The 22,564-nt window shown below is 67.9% G+C and carries 14 protein-coding genes; 4 read left to right on the top strand and 10 right to left on the bottom strand.

Translation table 11 applies throughout. From position 1 onward, the window contains the following. On the bottom strand, positions 1 to 441 hold the full coding sequence (locus tag COUCH_RS06810) for a hypothetical protein (protein ID WP_249611244.1): 441 nt from the start codon (positions 439 to 441) through the stop codon (positions 1 to 3). A 95-nt stretch (positions 442 to 536) separates the two neighbouring features. On the opposite strand from COUCH_RS06810, the gene COUCH_RS06805 reads away from it, so the two are divergent. After that, positions 537 to 1,193 (top strand): DedA family protein, encoded by a 657-nt coding sequence (locus COUCH_RS06805; protein ID WP_249611243.1) that lies wholly within the window; start codon positions 537 to 539, stop codon positions 1,191 to 1,193. Between the two features lie 25 nt (positions 1,194 to 1,218). On the opposite strand, the gene COUCH_RS06800 is transcribed toward COUCH_RS06805, so the two are convergent. From COUCH_RS06800 to COUCH_RS06780, 5 genes are all read right to left on the bottom strand, one after another. After that, a complete protein-coding gene (locus tag COUCH_RS06800; protein ID WP_249611242.1) occupies positions 1,219 to 2,406 on the bottom strand; it encodes a glycosyl hydrolase family 18 protein in 1,188 nt (395 codons plus the stop codon). A gap of 15 nt (positions 2,407 to 2,421) precedes the next feature. Further along, positions 2,422 to 3,678, bottom strand: a complete 1,257-nt coding sequence (locus COUCH_RS06795) for a chitinase (protein ID WP_249611241.1) — start codon at positions 3,676 to 3,678, stop codon at positions 2,422 to 2,424. Between the two features lie 160 nt (positions 3,679 to 3,838). Beyond that, positions 3,839 to 5,224, bottom strand: a complete 1,386-nt coding sequence (locus COUCH_RS06790) for a carbohydrate-binding protein (RefSeq protein WP_249611240.1) — start codon at positions 5,222 to 5,224, stop codon at positions 3,839 to 3,841. A gap of 95 nt (positions 5,225 to 5,319) precedes the next feature. After that, on the bottom strand, positions 5,320 to 5,967 hold the full coding sequence (gene yidC, locus COUCH_RS06785; protein ID WP_249611239.1) for a membrane protein insertase YidC: 648 nt from the start codon (positions 5,965 to 5,967) through the stop codon (positions 5,320 to 5,322). Between the two features lie 50 nt (positions 5,968 to 6,017). Next, positions 6,018 to 6,293, bottom strand: coding sequence for a DUF6412 domain-containing protein (locus COUCH_RS06780; protein WP_249611238.1), 276 nt, complete (start codon positions 6,291 to 6,293; stop codon positions 6,018 to 6,020). A gap of 67 nt (positions 6,294 to 6,360) precedes the next feature. Here COUCH_RS06780 and COUCH_RS06775 point away from each other — a divergent pair, with 67 nt between their 5' ends. The 3 genes from COUCH_RS06775 to COUCH_RS06765 all read left to right on the top strand — a co-directional run bounded on the left by COUCH_RS06775 (position 6,361) and on the right by COUCH_RS06765 (position 10,706). Continuing rightward, positions 6,361 to 7,653 (top strand): carboxylate-amine ligase, encoded by a 1,293-nt coding sequence (locus tag COUCH_RS06775; RefSeq protein WP_249611237.1) that lies wholly within the window; start codon positions 6,361 to 6,363, stop codon positions 7,651 to 7,653. Next, positions 7,650 to 9,029: an FAD-dependent oxidoreductase gene (locus tag COUCH_RS06770; RefSeq protein ID WP_275980071.1), complete on the top strand. Its 1,380-nt coding sequence runs from the start codon at positions 7,650 to 7,652 to the stop codon at positions 9,027 to 9,029. Before COUCH_RS06775 ends, COUCH_RS06770 begins: the two co-directional genes overlap by 4 nt. A 171-nt stretch (positions 9,030 to 9,200) precedes the next feature. Then, positions 9,201 to 10,706: a polysaccharide deacetylase family protein gene (locus COUCH_RS06765; RefSeq protein WP_249611236.1), complete on the top strand. Its 1,506-nt coding sequence runs from the start codon at positions 9,201 to 9,203 to the stop codon at positions 10,704 to 10,706. 137 nt (positions 10,707 to 10,843) lie between these two features. Here the strand turns inward: COUCH_RS06765 and COUCH_RS06760 are convergent, their stop codons facing one another. The 4 genes from COUCH_RS06760 to COUCH_RS06745 form a co-directional block, all read right to left on the bottom strand. After that, positions 10,844 to 14,494 (bottom strand): LamG-like jellyroll fold domain-containing protein, encoded by a 3,651-nt coding sequence (locus tag COUCH_RS06760; protein WP_249611235.1) that lies wholly within the window; start codon positions 14,492 to 14,494, stop codon positions 10,844 to 10,846. Positions 14,495 to 15,134: 640 nt separating this feature from the next. Continuing rightward, complete coding sequence (locus COUCH_RS06755) at positions 15,135 to 15,647, bottom strand: hypothetical protein (protein ID WP_249611234.1); 513 nt, start codon at positions 15,645 to 15,647, stop codon at positions 15,135 to 15,137. After that, positions 15,620 to 21,670, bottom strand: coding sequence for an RHS repeat-associated core domain-containing protein (locus COUCH_RS06750; RefSeq protein ID WP_249611233.1), 6,051 nt, complete (start codon positions 21,668 to 21,670; stop codon positions 15,620 to 15,622). Before COUCH_RS06750 ends, COUCH_RS06755 begins: the two co-directional genes overlap by 28 nt. Next, entirely contained in the window at positions 21,594 to 22,442 is an 849-nt protein-coding gene (locus COUCH_RS06745) for a hypothetical protein (RefSeq protein ID WP_249611232.1), read from the bottom strand. Before COUCH_RS06745 ends, COUCH_RS06750 begins: the two co-directional genes overlap by 77 nt. Between the last annotated feature and the right edge of the window lie 122 nt (positions 22,443 to 22,564).

Raw genomic sequence — 22,564 nt, 5'->3', positions numbered from 1 at the left:
TCACGGCGTACCCGTCCAGGCGGCGACGACCTCGTCGCGGCTCTCCCCGGTGGGGCGCGAGTCCTCGATGCCCGCCCAGCGGATCACGATCCGTACGGTGGTCAGCGGGGCCGCACCGGGGCTCTTCTCCGCGTACGCCACCGCGATCTGGCGCAGCCGGCCGGGGTCGGCGACGTACGCCTGCTGCTGCCCCTCGATCTCCGCCCGGCGCAGGCCGCTGTTGGCCTCGGTCAGCACGATCGTGCGGCCGGTGGTGTCGACGCCCTCGACGCGCGTGTCCGGTGCGTCCGCGTCCGGGTCGGGCGCGGTCGAGTACATCCGGAAGGGGCCGAACGGGAAGTCGTCGTCCTGACCCCAGAAGGTGCCGGCGAGCAGCAGCACGGCCGCGACCGCGGTGACCGCGACCCGTACCGCGCGCCCCCGGGCGCTCAACGTGTCCATCGCGCCCGGACCCTACCCGGTTGCCGCCACCTCCCGGGTCCCGCCTCTCCGGGCGGCCCAGGTTCGCACGCACCCGGCCGGGTAACACTTGAACCATGCATGTCCTGGCAGCGGAGACCGACCTCAACGGGCTCACCGGGCTGACCGGCTGGGTCGCGTCCGTGATCGAGTCCCTCGGTGCGGTGGGCGTCGGCCTGCTCGTCGCCCTGGAGAACCTCATCCCGCCGATCCCGAGCGAGATCGTGCTGTCGATGGCGGGCTACCTCGCCAGCGAGGGCAAGGTCAACCTGGTCGTCGTCACGATCGCGGCCACGGCCGGCTCGGTGGTGGGCGCGCTGGCGCTCTACTGGCTGGGTCACGCGCTGGGCGAGGACCGGCTGCGCCACTGGCTCGACCGCATCCCGCTGGTGGACGCCGACGACCTGGACAAGGCCGACCGGTGGTTCGGGAAGCACGAGAAGTCCGCCGTGCTGTTCGGCCGGATGGCGCCGGTCGTGCGCAGCCTCATCTCGATCCCGGCCGGGGCCAACCACATGCCGCTCGGCCAGTTCACGCTCTTCACCACGATCGGCAGCGGCGTCTGGAACTGCATCTTCGTCGGCGCCGGGTACGCCCTCGGCTCCCGCTGGCAGAACGTCGAGCAGTACAGCACCTGGATCAACTACGCGGTCTGGGCGCTGATCGTGCTGGTCACCGTGCAGTGGGTCGTCAAGAAGGTCCGCAAACGCCGGCGCGCGGCCGCGGATCGATGATCCACGGCCGCGCGTCCGGTACGGGTCAGAACCCGGCGCTGATCCGGGTGAACTCCCAGTCCGCCTGCGCGATGCCCGAGCAGTTGGAGACCACGCCGCCGCCGGCGCAGCCACGGTCACGGTTGACCGCCCAGAAGGTGAATCGGGCGAAGCCCTTGCTCTTGGCGTAGTCCCGGATCCGGGTCCACGTGTCCGGGCTGGTCAGCTCCTGCTGGTCGGACAGGCCGTTCATGCCGGAGATGCCCATGTGCGAGTACGCCTGCGCGTCGGTGTAGCCGAACGTGCTCTTGAGCAGGTTCTTCAGGCCCTCGGAGGCGCCGACCGTGCTGGCGTACATGTCCGCGCCGCCGCCGAAGTCGAACGGCATCTGGGTGAAGATGTCGATGTTCGCGTTGAGCGCCTTGGCCTGCTGCACGAGCCGGGTGCCGAAGTAGTTCGGGCCGGTGGTGGAGGTGCCGAAGGTGAGGATCGTCTTCACGTTCGGGTTCTTCTGCTTGACGATCTTCAGCGCGTTGAGGATGCGGTCCTGCACGACGGTGTTCTCGAACTCGTCGGAGTTCTCGATGTCGATGTCGATCGCGCCGAGCTGGAAGGCGTCGATGACCTTCTGGTACGCCCCGGCGAGCGCCTCCGGCGTCGAGCAGTTCGGGCCGAGCTTGTTACCGCTCCAGCCGCCGATCGACGGGACCACGCTGCCGCCGGCCGCCTTGATCGCGTTGATCGTGCTGGCGTGCACGCCGCCGGTCAGGCCACCCTCGCCGTCCCAGACCGGGTTGCAGCCGTTGGCGAGCACGAACGCCATGGTGAACGCCTTGATCCCGGTGGCGTTCATGACGGTCGAGGGCGCCGGCGGGTTGCCCCAGCCCGGGTAGATGTACGGCGCCGACGCCATCTTGGTCCCGGTCGAGGGCGGCGTGGTCGGGCCGGTGGGCGGAGGCGTGGTCGGGTCGGTGGTGCCACCGCACACGCCGTTGTCGGCCCAGACGTCCCACTGCCCGCTGTGCGTGGCCGGGCTCTCGTTCTGGGTCCACCACTTGGCCGTGTAGTTGTGGCCGCTCTGAGAGGCCGTCATGTCCTTGGTGTAGACCGCGGACGGGCTCCAGGCACCGGCGCAGGCGACGGCCGCGTTGGAGGCGGTCATGGGGATGACGGCGGCCGCGGTTCCGGTGAGGGCCACCGCGAGGGCGGCCAGGTAGCGCATCTTGAGCTTCATTCGGGGGTTCTCCGCTCAGGGCAGGGCGTGGACGTGGGGGGATACGGCGTTGGCCCATCCGTTGCCGGCGGTGACGTCCCAGTTGATCGACCAGGTCATCGCGCCGCGGAGGCCGGGGTAGGTGTGCGGCGGCTTGAAGGAGCCGCAGTTGGTGCCGCGGGCCAGGCAGTCCAGCGCCTGGTTGACCACGGACGGGGAGACGTAGCCGCCACCGGCCGCGCCGGTGGTGGCCGGCAGCCCGATCGCCACCTGGTCGGGGCGCAGGCCGGCCTCCAGCTGGATGCAGGTCAGGGCGACGATGAAGTTCACCGAGCCCTGGCCGTACGCGGCGTTGTTGTCGCAGCCGAGCATCGCGCCGGAGTTGTAGAACTGGGTGTGGACGACCGTGAGGATGTCCTTGATGTCCAGCGCGAGCTTGAAGTACGAGCCGGCCGGGTTCTGCATGTCGATGGTCTGTGGCGCCATCGTGATGATCAGGCTCGAGCCGGCCTTGGCCCGAAGGCTGCGCAGCGCCTGGGCCATGTAGGTGGGGTTGAGCCCGTTCTCGAGGTCGATGTCGACGCCGTCGAAGCCGTACGTCTGCATCAGCGAGTAGACGGAGTTGGCGAAGTTCGTCGCGGCGCCCGCGTCGTTGACCGACACCGAGCCCTTCTCGCCGCCGACGGAGATGACGACCTTCTTGCCGCGCGAGTGCAGCGTGGCGACGTCGGCCTTGAACTGTGCGTTGGTGTAGCCGCCGACGCTGGCCGACAGCCCGGCGTCGATGGTGAACGAGACCGCGCCCGGCGTGCTCGTCGCGTCCGCGAAGGCCACCGCGACCAGGTCGTACGTGTTCGGCACCGCGGCGAGCTTGATCTCGTTGGCCGGGTTGTCGAAGTTCTGCCAGTAGCCGGTGACGATGTGCGCCGGCAGCGAGCCCGAGGCCGGCGGAGTCGTGGGCGGCGTGGTCGGCGGCGTCGTGGGCGGGGTCGTGGGAGGGGTGGTCGGGGGCGTGGTGGGCGGGGTGGTCGGCGTGGTGCCGCCGCCGCACGTGCCGTTGTCGGCCCAGACGTCCCACTGACCGCTGTGGGTCGACGGGCTCTCGTTCTGGGTCCACCACTTCGCGGTGTAGTTGTGACCGGCCTGGGAGGCGGTCATGTCCTTGGTGTAGACCGCGGACGGGCTCCAAGCGACGGCACAGGCGGCGGCCGCGCTGGCGGTGGAGGCGACGTAGACCGTGGCGGCCGCGGCGGCGGTGACAGCTGCCGCGGCCAGGACTAGGGATCGGCGCATGGGGGTGGGCCTTCCACGGGGACCGGTGGGGGTGCGCCAATTATTAGGACTGTTAACAGAGGAAGTAAAGGCATCCGTGAACTTAACTTTCAATTAAGCAGCGGGGCCGGCCGCGCACGTCGCGCGGCCGGCCCTTCCGTGTACGTATTGAAGAAAGCGACTACCTGCGGAATTGCAGCCAGTTGACGTTCACGAAGTCGGCGGGCTGGCCACTCGAGAAAGTCAGGAAGACGGTGTGCCGACCGGACACGGTGGACACGTTGCCCGGCACCGACCGCCACGACTGCCAGCCGCCGGTGTTGCCCAGGGCGAACGAGCCGATCGGCGCGTTGCTGCGGCCGTCGATGCGCACCTCGATCAGGCCGCTGACCCCCCCGGCCGCGCCCGAGGCCACCCGGGCCACGAAGTCGCGGACGCCGCCCGTACCGAAGTCGACGTTGTTGTACTGCAGCCAGTCGCCGTTGCCGATCCAGCCGACGTCCTCGCCGCCCTCCGAGCACGCCTCCTTCGCCACCGCGGAGGCGGCGTCGTACGACTCGGCCTGGATCGTGCCGTACGCGTCCCGGGTCCCGCCCGTCGGCGGCGGGGTGGTCGGCGGCGGGGTCGTACCGCCACCGCCACCGCGGCTGTAGACGGCGACGTAGTCGACGAGCATCGACCGACCCGACACGGTCGAGCCCGTCGGGGTGCCGGAGCCCGCGACACCGTTCGGGAACGCGCCGCCCATCGCCACATTGAGCAGCAGGAAGTAGCCGTTGTGCCCGGTCATGTTGGTCCAGTGCGGCTCACCGACCTGGCTCTGGGTGACCGAGTGGAACTGCTGGCCGTCGACGTACCACCGCAGCTGGTTGGGGCTGACGCTGCGGTCCCACTCGAACGCGTACGTGTGGAAGGCCGACTGGCAGCTGGACCCGGGGCAGGCCCGGTTGGCGCCGATGCCGAGGGTCTCGTTGCACGGGCCGCCGGGGTTCACGCCGCAGTGCAGCACGCCCCAGACGGAGTTGATCCCGTTGACGTTCTCCATGACGTCGAACTCGCCGACGCCCGGCCAGTTCTGGTAGTTGCCCCGGTACGGCGCGCCGAGCGCCCAGAACGCGGGCCAGTAGCCGGCGGCCTCGGCGCCGGTCACGTTGGGCATCTGGATGCGGCCCTCGATGCGCAGCACCCCGCCGGACGGCGCCTTGAAGTCGGAACGCTGCGTCTCGATCCGCGCGGAGGACCACTGGCCGGATCCGTTGCGCACCGGCGTGATGCGCAGGTTGCCGGAGCCGTCCTGGGCCAGGTTGGTGGTGCTGTTCGTGTACGTCTGGGTCTCCCCGGTGCCCCACTGCGCGGGGCCGCCCGGGTAGCTGGTGCCGGTGTCGATGATCCAGTTGCCGGAGCTGGGGAGGGTGTTGGCCGCTCCGGTGAAGTCGTCCGCCCAGACCTGGGTCCAGCCCGACGGGGGCGGGGGCAGGGCGGCCTGGGCGGAGACGGCGACGAAGGCGGGGGCGGTGAGGGCGGCGCTGGCGGCCGCGGCGGCGAGGAAACGGCGACGGATTCTCATACGACGGCTCCCAGGGCTGTCGTGGGGACGAGAGAGCGCTCTCAGAAAAGTGTCCGGCGCGTTTCACGAACTTGTCAACATTAAGAACTTTCGATCTAGCGCCGGAGGATGACCTGCTCCGCCGCAGTCCACGCAGTGGAGGTCACGAGATAGAGCCCGGCGGCCAGCGGCAACCACGCGACCGCCGCCACGGACAGGTACGGCACCCCGGCAAGCACCCGGCGCAGCGGAGCGTCCGGCGCCATGGAACGCCGTACCCGCCGCGACGACCACCACGCCAGCAGGACCGCGAGGGCGAGCAGGACGGCGAAGACCGGCAGGCCACTCACCAGATGCGCGGTCAGCGGCACCCCGAACACCTGGCCGGCCAGGACCCCGGTCGGCGCGCCCGCCCCGGGCTGCACGACGTGGTACATGAGCATGAAGAACGGCGCCTGGGCGAGCGCGGGCAGCAACGCGGCGTACGGGCTCACCCCGCGCGCCCGCTGCAGGGCGAGCGTCTCCGTGGCCAGCGCCGCCGGGTCCCCGCGGTGCTTCTCGCGCAACGCGGCGAGGTCGGGCGCCAGCGCGGCGCCACGGCGGGCGGAACGGGCCTGCAGCCAGCTGAGCGGGCTGATGAGCAGACGGACGGCCATCGTGAAGAGCACGACGGCGAGGGCGGCGGCGAAGACACCGGCCGAGGGGGCCAGGAGGGCGGCGATGCCCTCGAGGACGGACTGCGCGGCGTGGACGAAAACGGACATGGGCGTACCCCTGCGGTCTGAAGGAAGTCGGACGCGGAGGCGGCCGTGCGCTACGCGAGCGCGGCCGCGGGGTACGCCGAGGGCGCGCGAGGGCGCGGGCGCCCGGGTGCGTCCGGATCCAGGAAGCGGGGTGCCGGGCGGGCGCTGGACCGGCTCGGCGCGGCGACACTGCCGGGCCCGCACGGCCGGGCGGGCGCGGGCACTCCGGCAGCCACCAGCGCCATGAGGAGCCCGGCCGCGACCGCCGCGAGGCCCAGCACCAGATGCGACGACTGGGTGCCCGCGCCCGGCAGGGCGACGACGGCCCACAACCCCAGCAGCAGCACGGAAATCACGCTACGCCCGCAGCGCAACATTCGTTTTCGGGCAGAGCGCGGAGGGTACTTGCGGCGCATGGCGACGTCGGACACTGCGGCACAGGCGACCACGATCTCCGAGGAGGTAGCCGAGGAGGCGGAGGCGCAGGGTCTGCTGACCCTCGGCGTCGAGGAGGAGTACCTGCTCGTCGACGCGGTCGAGCCACGGGCGGTGGAAGCGGTCGAGGACGTCTTCGACCACCTGCCCGACGACCTGCGGGACTCGGTGCAGCACGAGTACATGCGCAGTCAGATCGAGACCGCCAGCCCGCCGCAGCTCGCGCTCCCCCAGCTCTACGACGCCCTGCGACGGCTGCGCGCCGGGCTCGCCACCGCGACGGAGGCCGCCGGCGCCCGCCTGGTCGCGGTCGGCGCCGCCCCGGCCGTCGGGCCGCACAGCCGGGTCGTGGACAAGCCGCGTTACCACCGGATGCGGGAACGCTTCGGCGACCTCTCCCCCGGCTCCGGCCTCAACGGCATGCACGTGCACGTCAGCATCCCCGACCCCGAGACCGGCGTGCAGGTCCTCAACCACCTGCGGCCGTGGCTGCCCATCCTCCAGGCCGCCGCGGCGAACTCGCCGCTGTTCGCCGGCCGTGACACCGGGTACGCCAGCTGGCGCTCGATGCTCTGGGAGCGCTGGCCCACGGTCCAGCCCACGCCCCACCTCGAGTCCCACGAGCACTACCTGCAGATCATCTCCGACCTGCAGGCGAGCGGCGCCGCGCTCGACGAGGGAATGCTCTACTGGTACGCGCGCCTGTCGGCGAACTACCCCACGGTCGAGATCCGCATGGGCGACGTGTGCCCGACCCTGGACGACACCCTGCTGCTGGCCGCGCTGGCCCGGGCCCTGGTGGCCACCATCCTCGGCGACATCCACGACGGCAAGGACGCGCCGCAGCTGCCGTACCCGCTGCTCACGGCCGCGCACTGGCGGGCCGCGCACGACGGCCTCGAGGGCGTCAACATCGACATGGCCACCCGCGAGCCGCGGCCGACGTGGAAGCTCATGCGCCAGCTCTTCGACTACGTGCGCCCCGAGCTGGAACGCCACGGCGACCTGGAGATCGCGACCGTGCTGATGGGCCGGCTGCGCGCGCACGGCACGGGTGCGGCCCGGCAGCGGGCGCTGCTCGCCCGGCAGGCGACGGTCTCCGACGTGGTGGACTGGCTCGCCCTGACCACCAAGAGCGCCCCGCTCGGCCCGGGAGCTCAGATCGACCCCTCGGCGCCACTCGACCCCTCGGCGCCACTCGACCCCTCGGCGCCACTCGACCCCTCGCAGCCACTCGACCCCTCGCAGCCGCTCGACCGGGAGGCTTCGTGAAGCTTGTCGTCGTCGGGGCGGACGCGGCCGGGATGTCGGCGGCGTCGCAGGCGCGCAAGCTCAAGGGACCGGACGAGCTGGAGATCGTCGCGTTCGAACGGGGCCACTTCACGTCGTACTCGGCTTGCGGGATCCCGTACTGGATCGGCGGCGCGGTCACCGACCGGGACGCGCTGATCGCCCGCGAACCCGCTGCGTTCGCGAAGGCCGGCATCGCCGTACGGTTGCGGCACGAGGTCGTGGCGATCGACCTGGACCGGCGCGAGGTCGTCGCGCGGGACCTGGAAGGCGGCGGTGAACGCCGCGAGGGCTTCGACCAGCTGGTGTACGCGGCCGGCGCCGTACCGGTGACCCCGGCGTGGGCACGCGTCGACGCCGAGGGCGTCTTCGGCGTCCAGACCCTCGACGACGGCACGGCCATCCACGCCTGGCTCGACCGCGAACCCCGGCCGCGCCGCGCGGTGGTGATCGGCGGCGGCTACATCGGGGTGGAGATGGCCGAGGCGATGGTCCGGCGCGGCCTGGACGTCACGCTGCTGGAGAAATCGCCGCAGCCGATGTCCACGGTGGACCCCGACATGGGCGAACGGATCCACGAGGCGATCTGCGGGCTGGGCATCGAGGTCCGCACCGGCACGCACGTGGAGGGGCTCGACACCACGAACGGCCGGATCTCCGCGGTCGTCACCCCGACCGGGACGTTCCCGGCCGACATAGTCGTTCTCGGTCTGGGCGTACGGCCGAACACCGCCATGGCGGAGGAGTCCGGCATCCCGCTCGGGGTGACCGGCGGCCTGCGGACCGACCTGCGGATGCGGGTCGTCGGGCCGCACGGGCGCGTGGACGGGATCTGGGCGGCCGGTGACTGCGTCGAGACCGTCAACCGGATCAGCGGGCAGCCCGTGCACGTGCCGCTGGGCACCCACGCCAACAAGCAGGGCCGGGTGGCGGGCATCAACCTCGGCGGCGGCTACGCGACGTTCCCCGGAGTCATCGGTACGGGGGTCACCAAGGTCTGCGACCTCGAGGTGGCCCGCACCGGCCTGAGCTCCCGCGAGGCATCGGCGGCGGGCTTCGACTTCGTGACCGCCTCGGTCGAGTCGACGAGCCGCGCCGGCTACTACCCGGGCGCCAGCTCGATGATGATCAAGCTGATCGCGGAGCGGCGTACGGGAATGCTCCTGGGCGGCCAGATCGTCGGCCGCGAGGAGGCCGCCAAGCGCATCGACGCGCTGGCGATCGCGGTCTGGAACCGCATGACGGTCGAGGAGATGACGGCGCTGGACCTGAGTTATGCGCCGCCGTTCTCGCCGGTGTGGGATCCGGTGCTGATCGCGGCGCGGAAGGCGACCGAGCAGGTGCATGCCTCACGCTGACCCTTTTTCGTCTCCCGCCCGCTTGGTCGATGGGGCGGCGTGTATTTCGCGGCGACGCGTCCTTTTCTGCCGAGCCGCCGCAATCCCGCTGCCTGCGGTGATTACATTCGGCCACTCGATGATCACGAATACGGTATCGTTTTTGATCTTGTCGCACGGTAGGCATGACGGATGCCGCCGCAATCCCCCGATCGTCCGGCGCCGGGACGAGGCTCGCGCCACGCAGCCACGTCCGAGCGGGCCCGGTTCGACGCGCTCACCGGTGGCACCGGCGGCTTCCCGCACGTGACCGTCCTGGAGGGCGAGACCGCCCTCGGCCGGCACCGGCGCCCCGAGTCCCTGGCCGACAACACCATTCTCCGTCCACCCGCCACGCAGCGCATCGCGGGCGGGCGGCGCGCCACCCTCGACCTGAGCCCGCGATCCCGCTCCGGCTCCGAGGGCCGCTCCGCCCCACGGTCCAAGTCCGCTTCCCGGAACAGGTCCGCCGGAGCCTCCGCTCCGGGGCGGCCGGCGCGGGGCCGGCACGCCAAGGCCGCCGATCCGCTCGCCATCACCGTGCGCCCGCTCCCCGCCGTACGCGATGCGGCCGGCGCCCTCCGCGACTGGGCCCGCGCCGACAACGGCAAGCCGCCGGTCACCGGCGCCCACCGCGCCCCCGGCACCCTGCCCATCGAGTCCTGGCTGCTCATCGGCCGGCACCGCCAGCAGGCGCTGCTCGCCACCCTGGTCGCGGTCGGCCTCATGCTGATCGTCATCCCGATGCAGCGCGGCGGCGGCACCGACGTCAACCCGATCAACGCGGCCGACCACGCGATCGTCACCACGGCCGTCCCGGCCGCGAAGCCCCCGGCGAAGAAGCCGGGCGACACCCCGGCCGCACCGGCGAAACAGCACGACCCGGCCGCCTCCGAGCCCGCGACCGCCGCCAAGCCCCCGGCCGGCAAGGACACACCGTCCACCGCACCGAGCGCCGCCGCGCCCAGCGCCCCGGCCGTGCTCGTACCGGAAGGCACCGGCCCGGCCAAGTCGCTGCGCACCACCGGCAACACGACGGTCGCGCTCACCTTCGACGACGGACCCGACCCGGTCCAGACCCCGAAGATCCTCAAGCTCCTCGACCAGTACGGCGCCAAGGCGACGTTCTGCCTGGTCGGCGACCAGGTCCGGCGCCACCCCGACATCGTCCGCCAGATCGCCGCGGCCGGGCACACGCTGTGCAACCACACGTGGAACCACAGCCTGACCATCGGCAAGGACAAGCCGGAAGACATCCAGAAGGACCTCGCCCGCACCAACGAGGCCATCCGCGCGGCGGTACCCGGCGCCGAGATCCCCTTCTTCCGCGCGCCGGGCGGCAACTTCACCGACCGCCTCGTCGAGACGGCGTACACGGACGGCATGACGTCCCTCTACTGGGAGGTCGACCCCCGCGACTGGGACCACCCGCAGCTGGAGGACGAGAAGGCGCACGTGGACAAGGTCGTCAACGGCGTCCAGCAGCACGTCCGGCCGGGCTCGATCGTGCTGTCCCACGACTTCAACCAGCCGGACACGATCGCCGCGTACGAGAAGCTGCTGCCGTGGCTCACGGAGCACTTCACGCTCGGCCTGCCGCCCCAACCCAAGCCGCCGACGGCTCCCGCAGAGTCAGCGCCCGCCTCGACCGACCAGTAGCCGTCCGCGCTGCCGATAAATGACCGTGCGGCCTGAATGTCCTCGCCGCCGCTGGACGCGCATCGACCGACGCGTTGCGTTCCGGCACGTGAAGGACTGAGGCCCCGGCAGGCAACCGGGACCTCAGTCGCCGAGGATCAGTTTTCCACCGAGGACTGACTCTCCTGAAGCAGCTTGACCTGGACGTCGGTCATTGCGCCCTGGTAAACCTGCAGGTCATCGATACCGCCACGCCACTGATCGGTCCACGCGCCGGTGGTCTCCGTCGAGGACCAGTACGCCCGGCCGACGGCGAGTGGCCCGGCCGCGTTCCACAGCGTGCGCGTGTCCGACTTCGCAAGCTTCCCGTCCACATACAGCTTCAGCTTCCGCTGGCCGGCGTCGTACACCATCGTCAAGTGAGTCCACTCGGAATCCCCAGACACCAGAGGTGCATCGGCGATCAGGTGCGAGTAGACCTCCCCGGTGGCGGCGTCCTTGTCGGCCGTCATGATTTCCCAGCGATGCGCGGTCACACCGTTGACGGTCGACGACCGAGAACCCAGGTAGAAGGAAGACAGCAACGTGCCTCGCTGGGACACCGCTGTGCTTGTCGTCCCCAGATCGTCCAGTCGCACCCAGACGGATACCGTGAACGAGTCGCTGGTGCGTAACACCGGGCCGTCCAGCCAGGTCGGCTGCTGCGGGGTGCCCGTATTGCGCTGGGCGACGCCGTACTGCTGGGTGGCTGCACCGTACTTGGGGTCAGCGGGGTCATCGACATAGTGCACGTCATTGACCGACAGGCCCCATCCCCGGTTTCCCGAGCCGATCGCCGCGCCCTCGGTCAGGCGCAGCCGGCGACCCCACGCACTGCTGTCCGGTGCAACACACGCACCCGGTGTGCCGGCCTGGTAGCAATCGACGGCGGCGTTGAAATCCCACTGACCAACTTGCACCGGCTGCAGAATGCCTGGCTCATCGACACCGCCGGAGAACTCATCGTCGGCAAGCTGCCCAGTGAAATCGTCGTCGACGATCACCCGGTCGAACACCTGGATGTCGGCGATCGATGCACGGGCGAAGAAGTCACCCGTGCCGGCGTTCTGTGCTCGACCGATCACGAACCTGCCGGATGCCCATGGCGACGCGGTGCGGTCGGCTTCGCCGGCGAGCTTGCCGTTCACATAGAGTCGGATCTTCTTGGCCTCTTTGTCGTACGAACCGGCAATATGCGTCCACCGGCCGACATCAGCAGCCGTGAGAGTCGCGGCAGGGAAGGCGACGCGGGTGGTCGCGGTCTGCACATCGGTGTCCTTCATGAAGAACGCCCAGCGATACGCCGACGCAGCGGAGTCCCACTTGACTCCGAGCCCGAAGGCCGCCGGTCCGACGCCGTCCTGGGCGGCAACGTATCCGTCGGTCGTCGGCATCGCAGTGAGCCGAACCCAACCTGCGACGCTGAACGACTTCGTGGTGTCGACGACGGGGACCCCGGTGGCCAGTTGCGAGGTGGTCCCATTGAGGGTCGCCGTGCTGCCGCCGATCAGCCGGCTGTCCTGCGCCCACGTCACGTCGGCTTGGGCAACCAAAGGCGTGTCGCCGCCGATGCCCAAGGTCGCTTGCTGATCCCGGAGCGCCGCAGCCACATCTTCACCCGGATAGGTTTCCAGGCCGAACCGCGCCACCGCCGGAGACGGCCGGTCGACCGGTATCTCCTTCGAGCCGTAGCCCTTGTTGTTGGTCGAATCGATGGCCTGCGCGTACATCACGTTGATGCCGTACTTCGCGGCGGTGACGGTGATCTCGGCGTATTTGCCGGTGACCCCCGGTTCGCCGGTGATCGGAACAGGAGTCACCGCGTTGCTCACCGCTTCGTTCCAGCCCCACCGGAAGGTGGTCGCGTCGGTCGCGGTGGTCGTGAGTCTGTATTTGCCGGGCAGGCCCGGCCCCGAAGGCCGCTTGACCTCTTCGATCTTGATCGGTGGACCTTTCGTGTCCACCGTGAAGTAGCACCAGTCGGACCAGCCGCTCTCGAGGCTGAAGGGCGCCGGGTCCGTGCCGAGAACTCTGAAGGCATACGTCTTGCCGTGTTCGGCGCCGGACACGTTTCCCGTCGTCTTGCGGGTGTTGGCGGTCGCGCTCGTCGCGTTCGGCGATGACTTCTTCAGCCAGCTGCCGTCCACGACCTCATACCATGCCCAGGTTCCCTTGATCGATTGCCCGGCGTCAGCATCCGGGAAGATGGCGGAGAACGTCGGCGTCGACGTGCCGATCCGGATGGTGGAGGTGGTGCAAGCGATGCCGGCCACCTGCAGACCGTTCGGCTTACCCGGCTTGGCATCGATCTCGGCGACGAGTTTGGCGTTGCTGGGATAGAACTTCTTCCAGCGATCGCCCGATGTCTCGTATTCGTGGCTCTCATTGCCCGCGGAGAAGGCGACCGTTACGTTGCTCTTTCCGTTCGTCGCCGTCTTCTGCAACATCGCCGTCACGTCACCGCCGGTGAAGTTCACCCACATGTCGTTTTGCGCTGTGTTGCCGCAGCCGCCGCCCTCGTTCGCATGCGACTCCGCCGCCGAGACGTGCTCGAGGAGCTTAGTGGACCAAGACGTTCGAGGGGTCCCGCCGATGGCATTCGAATGGAACATGTGCGTCCACGTGTTGTCGCACGACCAGGAGTGGTCCAGCTTCATCTGCACGTACGCGGACTCGATGTGCTTCCCCTTCACCGTGCTGGTGGGGAACTCGAAGAACGAGCGGTAGATCCGCCCGTCCGGGTCCGTGCCGACCCGTGCCCGGGAGGTGTCGGAGTTGTTGGTGTTGTTGTTCGTGGCGTACGCCCAACGGGTCTTGCCCTTGCCCCACTCCGGGTCGATGTAGACCGGGTAGCTTGCAGAAGCAAGCAGGGACGCGTCCGGCGTCAATGCCAGGTCGCCGCTCGCGGTGATTTCGGCGTCCAACTCGGCGATGGCGGCCCCTGCGCCGGGACCTTCCGCAGTGGAGGAAGGCATCACCACAGCGTCCGCAGCCGCGGCCCGCCTGGCCGTCGCCTCGACAGCCTCCGCCCGGGAATCCCACATCACCGGTGTGCTGGCAGAGGCGATCAGCTCGCCTTCGTGGACCGCCCGCATGGAACCGTCACGCTCCTGCTGCAGGACGGCGTCGCCGCCCAGCTCAAACGTCAGCGTCTTGAGTTCCGACTGTTGCGCGGCCACCGCGCTCTTGAGCACCAGGACATGGGTGAAGCCTTGAGGGGTGGCGCGGGCGACCAGATCGACGCCGGGCAGCACCTCTCGATATTTAGCAGCGTCGGCATCCAGTTCAGGCGGTGGCAAAGGGCCCAGAGGCCAGCCGATGGTCATCGTTTTGCCATTTTCGACCAGCGTGGCGAGCGGTCCCGGTCCGCCGCTGGAGAACCGTACGTCCGCCACAGAAGCGGCCGGCCGGATCACTCCGTCACTCCGCGCGCTCAGCCTGAGGTCAACGTCGGCCCATGTTCCGTCGGGGCGGTGCACCCGCTGCGGCACCACCGACGCTTCGTAGGTCAGCCGCCCATCGGGTTCGGCGAAGACCTGGCTGAGCTCGGTGCGCTCCGGAGCGACCTCGACCCGTTCCCCCGACGATCGCGCGGTCTGCAGCGCAGCGTGTTCAGTGGACGCTGTGCGCTCTTTGGGCGGCTGCCCTTCCGCCGCTGCGGGCGCACCTAGGGCCGGCGCCGCTCCGGCGACCGCACCACCGGCGGCTACGACCAGCAGAGCAGTCGTGGCAGCGATTATCTGTCTCCTGCGCAGCGCGGTCGCGCCCACAGTGCCTCCCCGTATTCCCGGTGCTTGTCCCGCCTGCAGACGGGAGATCCGATAATGCGACTGCGCAGCCCGGATTATGCTCGCCGGCCTTCAGCCATGGCGCGGATACCGCTAGTCCTGCCAGCCTTGTATAAGTTGTCAAGAGCAGTTGGGTTGTTAACCGAAGCGGCAAAGGCAGTCGAAGTCGATCGGTTCGCTCATCACGCTTCGGCCCCTAGCGAGACAATGTATCGCTCCGACGGAATGCACTCGACAACCGCGATTTTGACCTCATTGAGCGACCCACGGGGCGACCCGGCAAGCCGGACCGCCCTCTTCGACAGCCACCTACGATCGATACTCTATAAAATAGACGAAGTTTTCTGGGTCCACGTCCACCGAGTAAGCCTCCTTAATATGATCGAGACTCTCTCCTTCAACTGGAAACGAATCGCCTCGCAAGTTCGGGTAGTCACCAACAAGCGTCTTGATTACGTCTTCACCGATCGATTCAGGGAGCTGCACCTCCGATTCGAAGGCATCGCCGCACTTCTCATATGCAAGCAGTAACCAGCTCATCGCCACATACCGCTCAGACCCAAGGCGACCGACAGCAGCGGCCCGTCCAGGAAAGAAACTGTTCCTGCCAGCACTGTCGTTGTCACTTCAGTTCCACGCGCCGAGCTTTTGCTACGTTACGGATACGTCGAGTTCTTCCGGCCTCTCCCAGGAGATCGAGAATTCCTGCAGCGGTGGCCGAATCAGCTACCCGCAACTGAAGCCAATCTGTCCAGCCATCGATCTCCTGAGCCACCTCGGCCGGATCCATCGCCCCCGATATGATGCGCTCCAGAATCAGCAGTTCAAACGCGCGACGAGAAACGTATTCCCGCTTGGCTCCTCGAAGCGCATTTACCCAGTCAGCCCGTTCCGCCTCGCCGGTTCGTTCAAGCATACGGAGAGCGACGGACGCCGCGACGTTGTCATCGCTTTCAGCCTCGACGGCTCGGCGCAACAACTCATAGGCGGCAGGAAGGTTCATCGCTTCAAGGTAGATTTCCCAGCGCGCATGCTCGTCTTCCAAGTCGCCGGCAGTGACGCCGACAAGCACAGCAAGCCGTCCTACCACGTCATCAAGCAGCCCCATCAGCACCCACCACCGCTCAGCCGACACTCGCGCATTTTAGCTTTGATGCTTCCTCGGATCGTTTTGATGTTTTCATCGACAAATGCCTGTTGCCTAGAATTCAGCGTCACATCACGGTCCAGTGGCTTACCATTCTGACCGATCTGGATATCGGACCTACCGTCCTTGAGATGAGCATGCGGCGGTCCGTGGTCGTTCGCGTAGATTTGAACTTTCATCGTGCCGCGCGAAACGATGGTGCCACTAGTCGGGTAGTTGCCGTCGTTGTGGACAAGTACCGGGGTGCTGCCGGCGAGCACATAGTACGTGGGAATACCATCCACGCTGAGGTTGTGCATGACTCGCAGACCGGGGAAGGCATTGACGTCGCGGACGTAAACCTGCCGCCCGTCATTGGAGCGCATTGCGGCGCCTTCGCTCAACTCAACAGCGGGCCGCCAGACCCCGTCACCCTCATCCCAGAACAGGTGGTTCTGAGTGGTGTGCAGCACCTCACGATGGCCGTCGGCCCCTTCGACGCTGACGTCGGCGAGAGCGGAGTCCTCGTTGACATGGATGTTGATGATCTCCCGGGAAACCGTTTCGCCGGTCTCGGGATCGGTGGCGAGCACCATGTCCCCAGGATGAATCGAGCTGATTGGTCTGGTCGAGCCGTCGGCCATCAGTACCAGCGTCTCCGCGGCGAAGCTGTCGCACGACGGGTTCGTTCCGCCGGTCTCGGAGTCACCGCCCTCGTTGGGTTTCGCTGCACCGCCCTCGTTGGGTTTCGGTGCACCGGCGCGGTCCTTCGGATGTGCACGCGGCTTGACGCGCGCGGCGCCGGCTGCGCCCTTCACGCCCTTCAGGGCCGCACTCACCCCGGCCGACGCTGCGGCTCCCGCCGCTGCCAGCACCGCATCAAGTGCGAAGTTTGCGTACCCGTAGCCGGCTTCTTCGTAGTTGCCGGCCTTCAGGTCCTCGTACACCTGACAGAGACCAGTCATCATGCAAGCCCCCACGACCTGCGGGTTGGCCGTGCTGACGAATATGTACTTTTGGTGCCAATAGCCCGCCTGCGCAGTGGTGGACTTGATGGTTTCGATCGGATGAGTGATCGTCTGCTTGATGCTGTGCCAGGTGTTCTTCGGATAGTCCTTCACGCCGCGCCACATGCCTCGGGTACCGGCGGACACCGCGTCGCGGACACGAGATCCGCGGTCCCCACCCATCCGCCGCAACGGCTTTTTGAAGATCGGCGTCAGCGCGGCCGCCAAGTGCAGCGCGAAGGAGAACCAGCCGCCGCCGTAGGAACGGCCCATGCCGCCGCCGGCGTCGATCATTAGACCGCTGGGGTCGGCGAAAGTGACCGGGTTGTTGACCGCGTACGAATACGCGTTCATCTGCTGCGAGCCGTCGAGGTCGAGCAACGGGTCGACTGTGATGAACCGGCCGAGTTCCGGGTCGTAGTCGCGGGCCCCGATGCGGGTCAGGCCGGTGGGATCGCGGTCGCCGCCGACAAAGCCCTTGAGCGTCGCCCACTGTCCGGTGTCCGTGCCCCGCGGCTTGCCGTACGGCGTCTGCCGTCGTACGGCGGTCTGCTGAGTCTCAGCGTTGATCGTGATCCGCTGGGTCCCCTGAGTGTCCTCGAACACCCATTCAAGGGAGCGGGCGCCGGGTTTGCGCACGGCAACGGTCGCGCCGCCGAAGCTGTAGTACCGCGTCGCCTCCGTGCTGGACGAGCCGCCGCCGACCTCACGACGGATCTCCATGCCGGGCAGGTACAGCGTGGTTCCCTTGGGGTCGCGGCGAAGCAACCGGTCCCCTTCGGCGTCGTACACGTTGGTGTAGGAGGCATCGGCCTCGGTGACGCGTACGGGGCGATCCTCCGAGTCGTACGTGATGACCTGCTCGACCCCGGTGGGTCCCGGCCGGCTTTCCATGTCACCGGCATCGTTGTAGTGGAAGGACTGGGTGGCCGGCGTCGTCTCACCGGGCGCGGCCGTCGAGACCCCGTCCACCGCGTGCGGCCGGACCTTACCCGCCCCGGACGGTGGCACGGCATACGTCTTCACGGTTTTGCCCGCCATGCTGTGCCCGGTCTCGGTGGTCCGGTTGCCCAGGTCGTCGAACGACCAGTCGGTCCAGTAGGGCGCCGGCCCGTTGAGCAGGGCAGGGTCCTTGGGAGCTTTGCAGGATTGGTCGACATGCGGGGTCCACGCCGATGTGAGCCGGCGCAGCGCGTCGTACTCGAAGCACTGCTTGTCCGCCGCGCCGATCTCCGGCCGATCGGTCATCTCGACGACGTTGCCGGCCGCGTCGTACTCGTAGCCGGTGTCGTAGGCGCTGCCGCTGGCGGTCTCCGCCTTGACCTTCATGCCGGCCAGACGCCGGGTCGCCTCGTCGTAGCGCAGGGCTTCCTCGGCGTAGACACCGCCCGCCGTCTTGCGAGTGGTCACCGTCGGATCGCCGTAGGCGTTGTAGACCTGACCAACCACGTACGAGCCGACATTGGGCAGATTGGTGTTGAGCGCACGTGGCATGCCGGAGTCATCGTCGTACACCATCTCGACCGACTCGGAGGTCAGACCGCCGCCGGCCGGGTAGTCCACCGTGGTAGGTGAGCCGTCCGCGTCGGCGAAGCCATACCCGAAGGTCCAGGTACCGCCCAGACCGGTCTCAGCGTCCGGAATCTCATAACTGACCCCGGTGGGCTGGTAGCGGTCATTGATCTGCAGGTAACGAGTCGTGTAAGCGTTGCCACCCTCGAAGCGCGTGCTGCGGGTCAGCGCGCCGCGCAGAGACTTCCGAGTGAGCTCGAACTTGTCGTAGTACCACTCGGCGCGCTTGGTGTCCTGCGCGATCCGGTCGTCGTACAGGCCGATCTTGCGACCGCGCGGATCCCATTCGGTGATCAGGATCTCGCCGCGGGCATCCGTCGTCTTGATCGGCTGGTCGTACTCGTCATACGACGTATGCGTCGTGCCCTTGTCCGGGTCCGTGGCCTGGGTCAGTCGCCCCTTGACGTCGTACTTGTAGACCCACTCGTTGCCGGCCGAGTCCGTGACTTTCGCCAAGGCGCCTTTCTTGCCGTACGACCGGCGGGTCACAACTGCAGCGCCGGCCACCCCAGCGGCTGTCTTGTGGTCGTGGGTTTCCGTCGTACGACCCTGTGCGTCCGTCACAACGGTGCTCGCCACGCCCCCAGGGGGCGGAGTGGTCCGAGTCCGATCCCCCAGGTAAGCCGTCGTCGTCCGCCATTTCTCGACGAGGTTCGTCACCCCATCGCCGGCAAGGAAGATCACGTTCGTGGATCGCCCGGCTCGGTCGTAGACATTCCGGGTCATGGTCGGCACCGACCACTCCGGCTCCCACCACAGCGTGCCGGACGCGGTGCCCGGTTCGGCATGCTCGGGATAAGAGCTGGCCACGCGGCCGGCTTCGTCGTAGATGGTGTCCGACACGACGCGGCCTTCGCCGACCGCCGGTACCTGGGTCTGGCGCGGGTTGAGGAAACCGTCGTAGATGTCGTAGGTCGTCTCGTAGACGCCGTTCGGCTTCAGAGCCTCCGACTTCGTGTACGGGTACGTGGACCGCGTCGGAGAATACGAGTACGTGAACCGGGCGGATGGCGTGTTGGGGTGCGCGGCCTTCGACCAGCCGGGTTCCCAGACCCGTACGACGCGGCCTAAGGCGTCGTAGTCAGTGTCGACGACCCGCCCGTTGACATCCTTCTCCTGGGTGGTCGAGCCCCAATAGGGGTTGACCTTCGTGACAGTCGCCCAATCCTGGAAATCTGTCACCGTCCGAGTCGTGGCGAAACCGGAGGCCGGCGCATACGTGGTCTCGGACACCTGCTTACGGTTGTTGGTGGTGGTGAGCTGACGGCCGTCGGTGTCGAACGTCGCCTCGGAGTCCGTCTGCCACACCGTGCCCCCGCCAACGGTCCAGTCGGCCATCGACTGGGTCATGGTCACCGAGCCGAACTCCGGGGCGTCCTTCGGCTTCGCCGGAGTCGCACCGTCAAAGTACTGGCGTACATCAGAGATGACGTCGTCGCTCGACTTCGCCGCCTCGCCACACGTGAGAGCGGTCGTCGTGATCCGGCTCGAGAGTCCGGTGATGTTCTTCGCGGGATTCGCAATCGGTGTGTACGTCACGCACTTCTCATCGTTGGCCTTCGACACGTCGCCCTCGTCGGAGGTCCATTTCGCATCGCCGGTGGCGTCGTCGAACTTGGTCTCGACGCGAGTGGTGCGCCAACCGCCCTTCCCGTCCTCGCCAAGGGCAGTCGACTCGTAGGTCACCGTCGACTCGACGTAGCGGGCAGAGACTGCATCACCGTTGATCGTCCGAGTCGCGGTCGGAGGCGACTGCCAGGGCACATTGACCGTACGGGAGACTGGCTTGGCAATGGTGCCGTTGTAGACGCTCTGCTGGCGAACCATGCCCGCGAATGCGTCCTCGTCCTTGACGGTCTCCGTGCCGTAATCGGCCGTCACCGTGACGTCGCGGGTGCCGCCGGTCGGAGCGAGTTTGTCGCCGTGCATTCCGCGCAGGTACTTCGTCCGGGTCAGAGTTTGCTGAGTGTCGCCGACCCTGACTTCGACCTCCTCATAGCCACGGAACTGGCTCCATGTCTTCCGCTTCGGCTTCGTCAGCCCGTCGTCGTCGGCGTAGTGCCAGGCCGGGTCGCCGATGTAGGTGTAATAGGTGTTTTTCGTCGGCGATTGATGCCCGGAGGCGAGCTGCACGTCGGACTCGGTCACCTGCTCGACGCGGTACTTCAGCCACCACTCGGTGAGGTCGCTACCCGGCTTCGCCGGGTCCGGGCCGATCACCGGATAGCACATCCGGGTGTTGGTGTGCGGGCTCGAAGGCAGACTGTCCGACTTGCAGCCCGGCTCGCTGTACCGAACGTCGATCAAGCTGCCGGTCTCAGTTTTGATGTAATCCAACCGCTGCCAGTTGTTTGTGGTGTTGGTCTTCGTCAACACCCGGTTTCTCATCGCTGTGGGGAACAGCTCGACCGGAGGCATCTCCAGCCGCGTGCCCACGAGACCGGCATGCACGATCGACTTCAGCCAGAGGCCGCCCAGCTGCCCATCGCCCGGACTCGGGAAGCTGTGGGTCAGGGTCCAAGAGTCGACGTCCTGCCAGGCCGGCGTCGTCTTGGTGGTGTCCCATACCTTGGTCGTCACCACTGCCAGCCGCTTGACCGACCAGAAGGTCGGCGAGTACTTCCCCTTGCAGTTCGCCGCGGCGCTCGTGCATTCCTGGTCCCACGGGGTGTCCGGCCAATGTGCGCCGTCATGCTTCGTGCAATCAGAGAGGCAGCGGTCCCCGGGGGTGTAGACGACCTGCGCCAGTGGGGTGGTCGATCGTGATCCGGCACGGTCCCAGGTTCCATAATCGGTTCGCGCAAGCGCTCCACCCCGGGTGTACTTCGCCTTCTTGGTGTCCGAGACCTCCGGAGCGTAGTAATTCGTCTCCGCGTCGTACCAGTGCGAGACCGTATTACCGCGAACGTCGACGGTGTAGTCGAGGTTCCAGCGCCATGCCTGCATCTCATCCGAGTCGGCGAACTTGTCCGCATGCCCCGGTTCGTTGGCATGATTGCCGTAAACCGGCACCGCCCACACCGACTTGGTCTCGGCGGTCTGCCCGGGCAGCTTGTTCAGGCCGAAGTAATACTGCGTGCCGTCGGTCGCGGTGACGCGCCAGTGCTCGCCGTTCTTGTCATCGCTCGTGCCGCCGGTCAGCTTCTCGATCTTCGAGCCGTCCTCGAGCCGCGGCCGCCAGCCCTTGCCCGACTGATAGATCAGCTCGGTGCTGGAGCCGTTCAGATTCAGCGTGGCGTTGTCCGTGCGCCAACAGAGATCGCCGGTCTGCGCGGGGGCGTTCTGGGTGCCCGACTTGTCCTCGGCGCACGGGATGTACTGACGCTCGATGAAGCCCGGGGAGTATTCGAAGCCCTCACCGATCCAGGAGGGCTGGTTATTGGTTGCCGACGACCGCCCGTCCACGCTCGAGGACGAGTACGACAGGGTGATCTCGGGTGATTCGCCCACCATCGCGGGGGGGCGTCCGCATGGGGTACGACCAGGTGAAGTCACCAGCCGAACCGCCGGCCGCCCAAGTAGAGGACGCAGCAAGTCCGGTCGCCTTGAAGTCACCCGAATCGCCGGCAGCCTCGGCCGCCAACGCCACGAACCCGCTGCTGACCGAATTGCTGCTGACTATGCCCTTCGCGGCATCATTGGTAGATGGCAGCGGCGTAGCGTGACAGTCAGCAGTCACGTTCTTCTGCAGGGTGCACGGTGGCAGGTTCCACAGCCGCAGCCGCGAGGCCCAATTGGCGCCGTACGCATAACGAAAGCTGTTGTAATCCACCGACACAGCCGCCCGGCCCGCGGCGGCAACCCGCATGACCACGCCATTGCGCCAGGCAGGCGGAACGGCTGCACGGTCGAGCACGGTGACCGTGGCCGGCTCCTGGCTTGCGGCAGAAACCTTGCCCGCAACGTGACCCTTGCCTGCCGATTCGATGTTCTGCACAACGACCTTGGCCGTGCCGGCCGTCGGCCACACCGGCGTGGGAACCGCCAAGTCCGGCGTCATGCTGGTCGGCCATCCTCTGCCGGCCACTTCACCGCCGTCCTTGTCGATCCTGGTCTGTTGAGGCGCCAGGTGTTCCGACGCGTCAGGCTTCGCATGGGCCGCAGTGGCGTGCAGCAGCGACGCAGTCAGCGCGGCGGTCAGCGCGGCAGAAAGCGCGAGACGACTACGGAACCAAGGCGCACGGCGCGGAGCGGGGAAGCTGACATCGATCGAGGGATGGTCCACCGAAGCCCTTTCGGAAGAAGCGCAGGCATGACAGCAGGCACCTTGCGGCTTGCAGAGCCGCAGGCGGAGGAAGTTTCAGAAAGGTGGTAGGCGACTAGGCCGCAGCCACGAGGAAGCTGTCG

It is taken from the genome of Couchioplanes caeruleus (assembly GCF_023499255.1).
Classification (GTDB): domain Bacteria; phylum Actinomycetota; class Actinomycetes; order Mycobacteriales; family Micromonosporaceae; genus Actinoplanes; species Actinoplanes caeruleus_A.
Note: the sequence above shows the minus strand (reverse complement) of the source record. Positions and strands in the feature narration are given on the sequence as shown.

Excerpts from the sequence above, each read along its gene's own strand:
- COUCH_RS06810 (WP_249611244.1), bottom strand. The coding sequence starts at position 441 with ATGGACACGTTGAGCGCCCGGGGGCGCGCGGTACGGGTCGCGGTCACC.
- COUCH_RS06805 (WP_249611243.1), top strand. The coding sequence starts at position 537 with ATGCATGTCCTGGCAGCGGAGACCGACCTCAACGGGCTCACCGGGCTG.
- COUCH_RS06800 (WP_249611242.1), bottom strand. The coding sequence starts at position 2,406 with ATGAAGCTCAAGATGCGCTACCTGGCCGCCCTCGCGGTGGCCCTCACC.
- COUCH_RS06795 (WP_249611241.1), bottom strand. The coding sequence starts at position 3,678 with ATGCGCCGATCCCTAGTCCTGGCCGCGGCAGCTGTCACCGCCGCCGCG.
- COUCH_RS06790 (WP_249611240.1), bottom strand. The coding sequence starts at position 5,224 with ATGAGAATCCGTCGCCGTTTCCTCGCCGCCGCGGCCGCCAGCGCCGCC.
- yidC (WP_249611239.1), bottom strand. The coding sequence starts at position 5,967 with ATGTCCGTTTTCGTCCACGCCGCGCAGTCCGTCCTCGAGGGCATCGCC.
- COUCH_RS06775 (WP_249611237.1), top strand. The coding sequence starts at position 6,361 with ATGGCGACGTCGGACACTGCGGCACAGGCGACCACGATCTCCGAGGAG.
- COUCH_RS06765 (WP_249611236.1), top strand. The coding sequence starts at position 9,201 with ATGCCGCCGCAATCCCCCGATCGTCCGGCGCCGGGACGAGGCTCGCGC.
- COUCH_RS06750 (WP_249611233.1), bottom strand. The coding sequence starts at position 21,670 with ATGGTGGGCGAATCACCCGAGATCACCCTGTCGTACTCGTCCTCGAGC.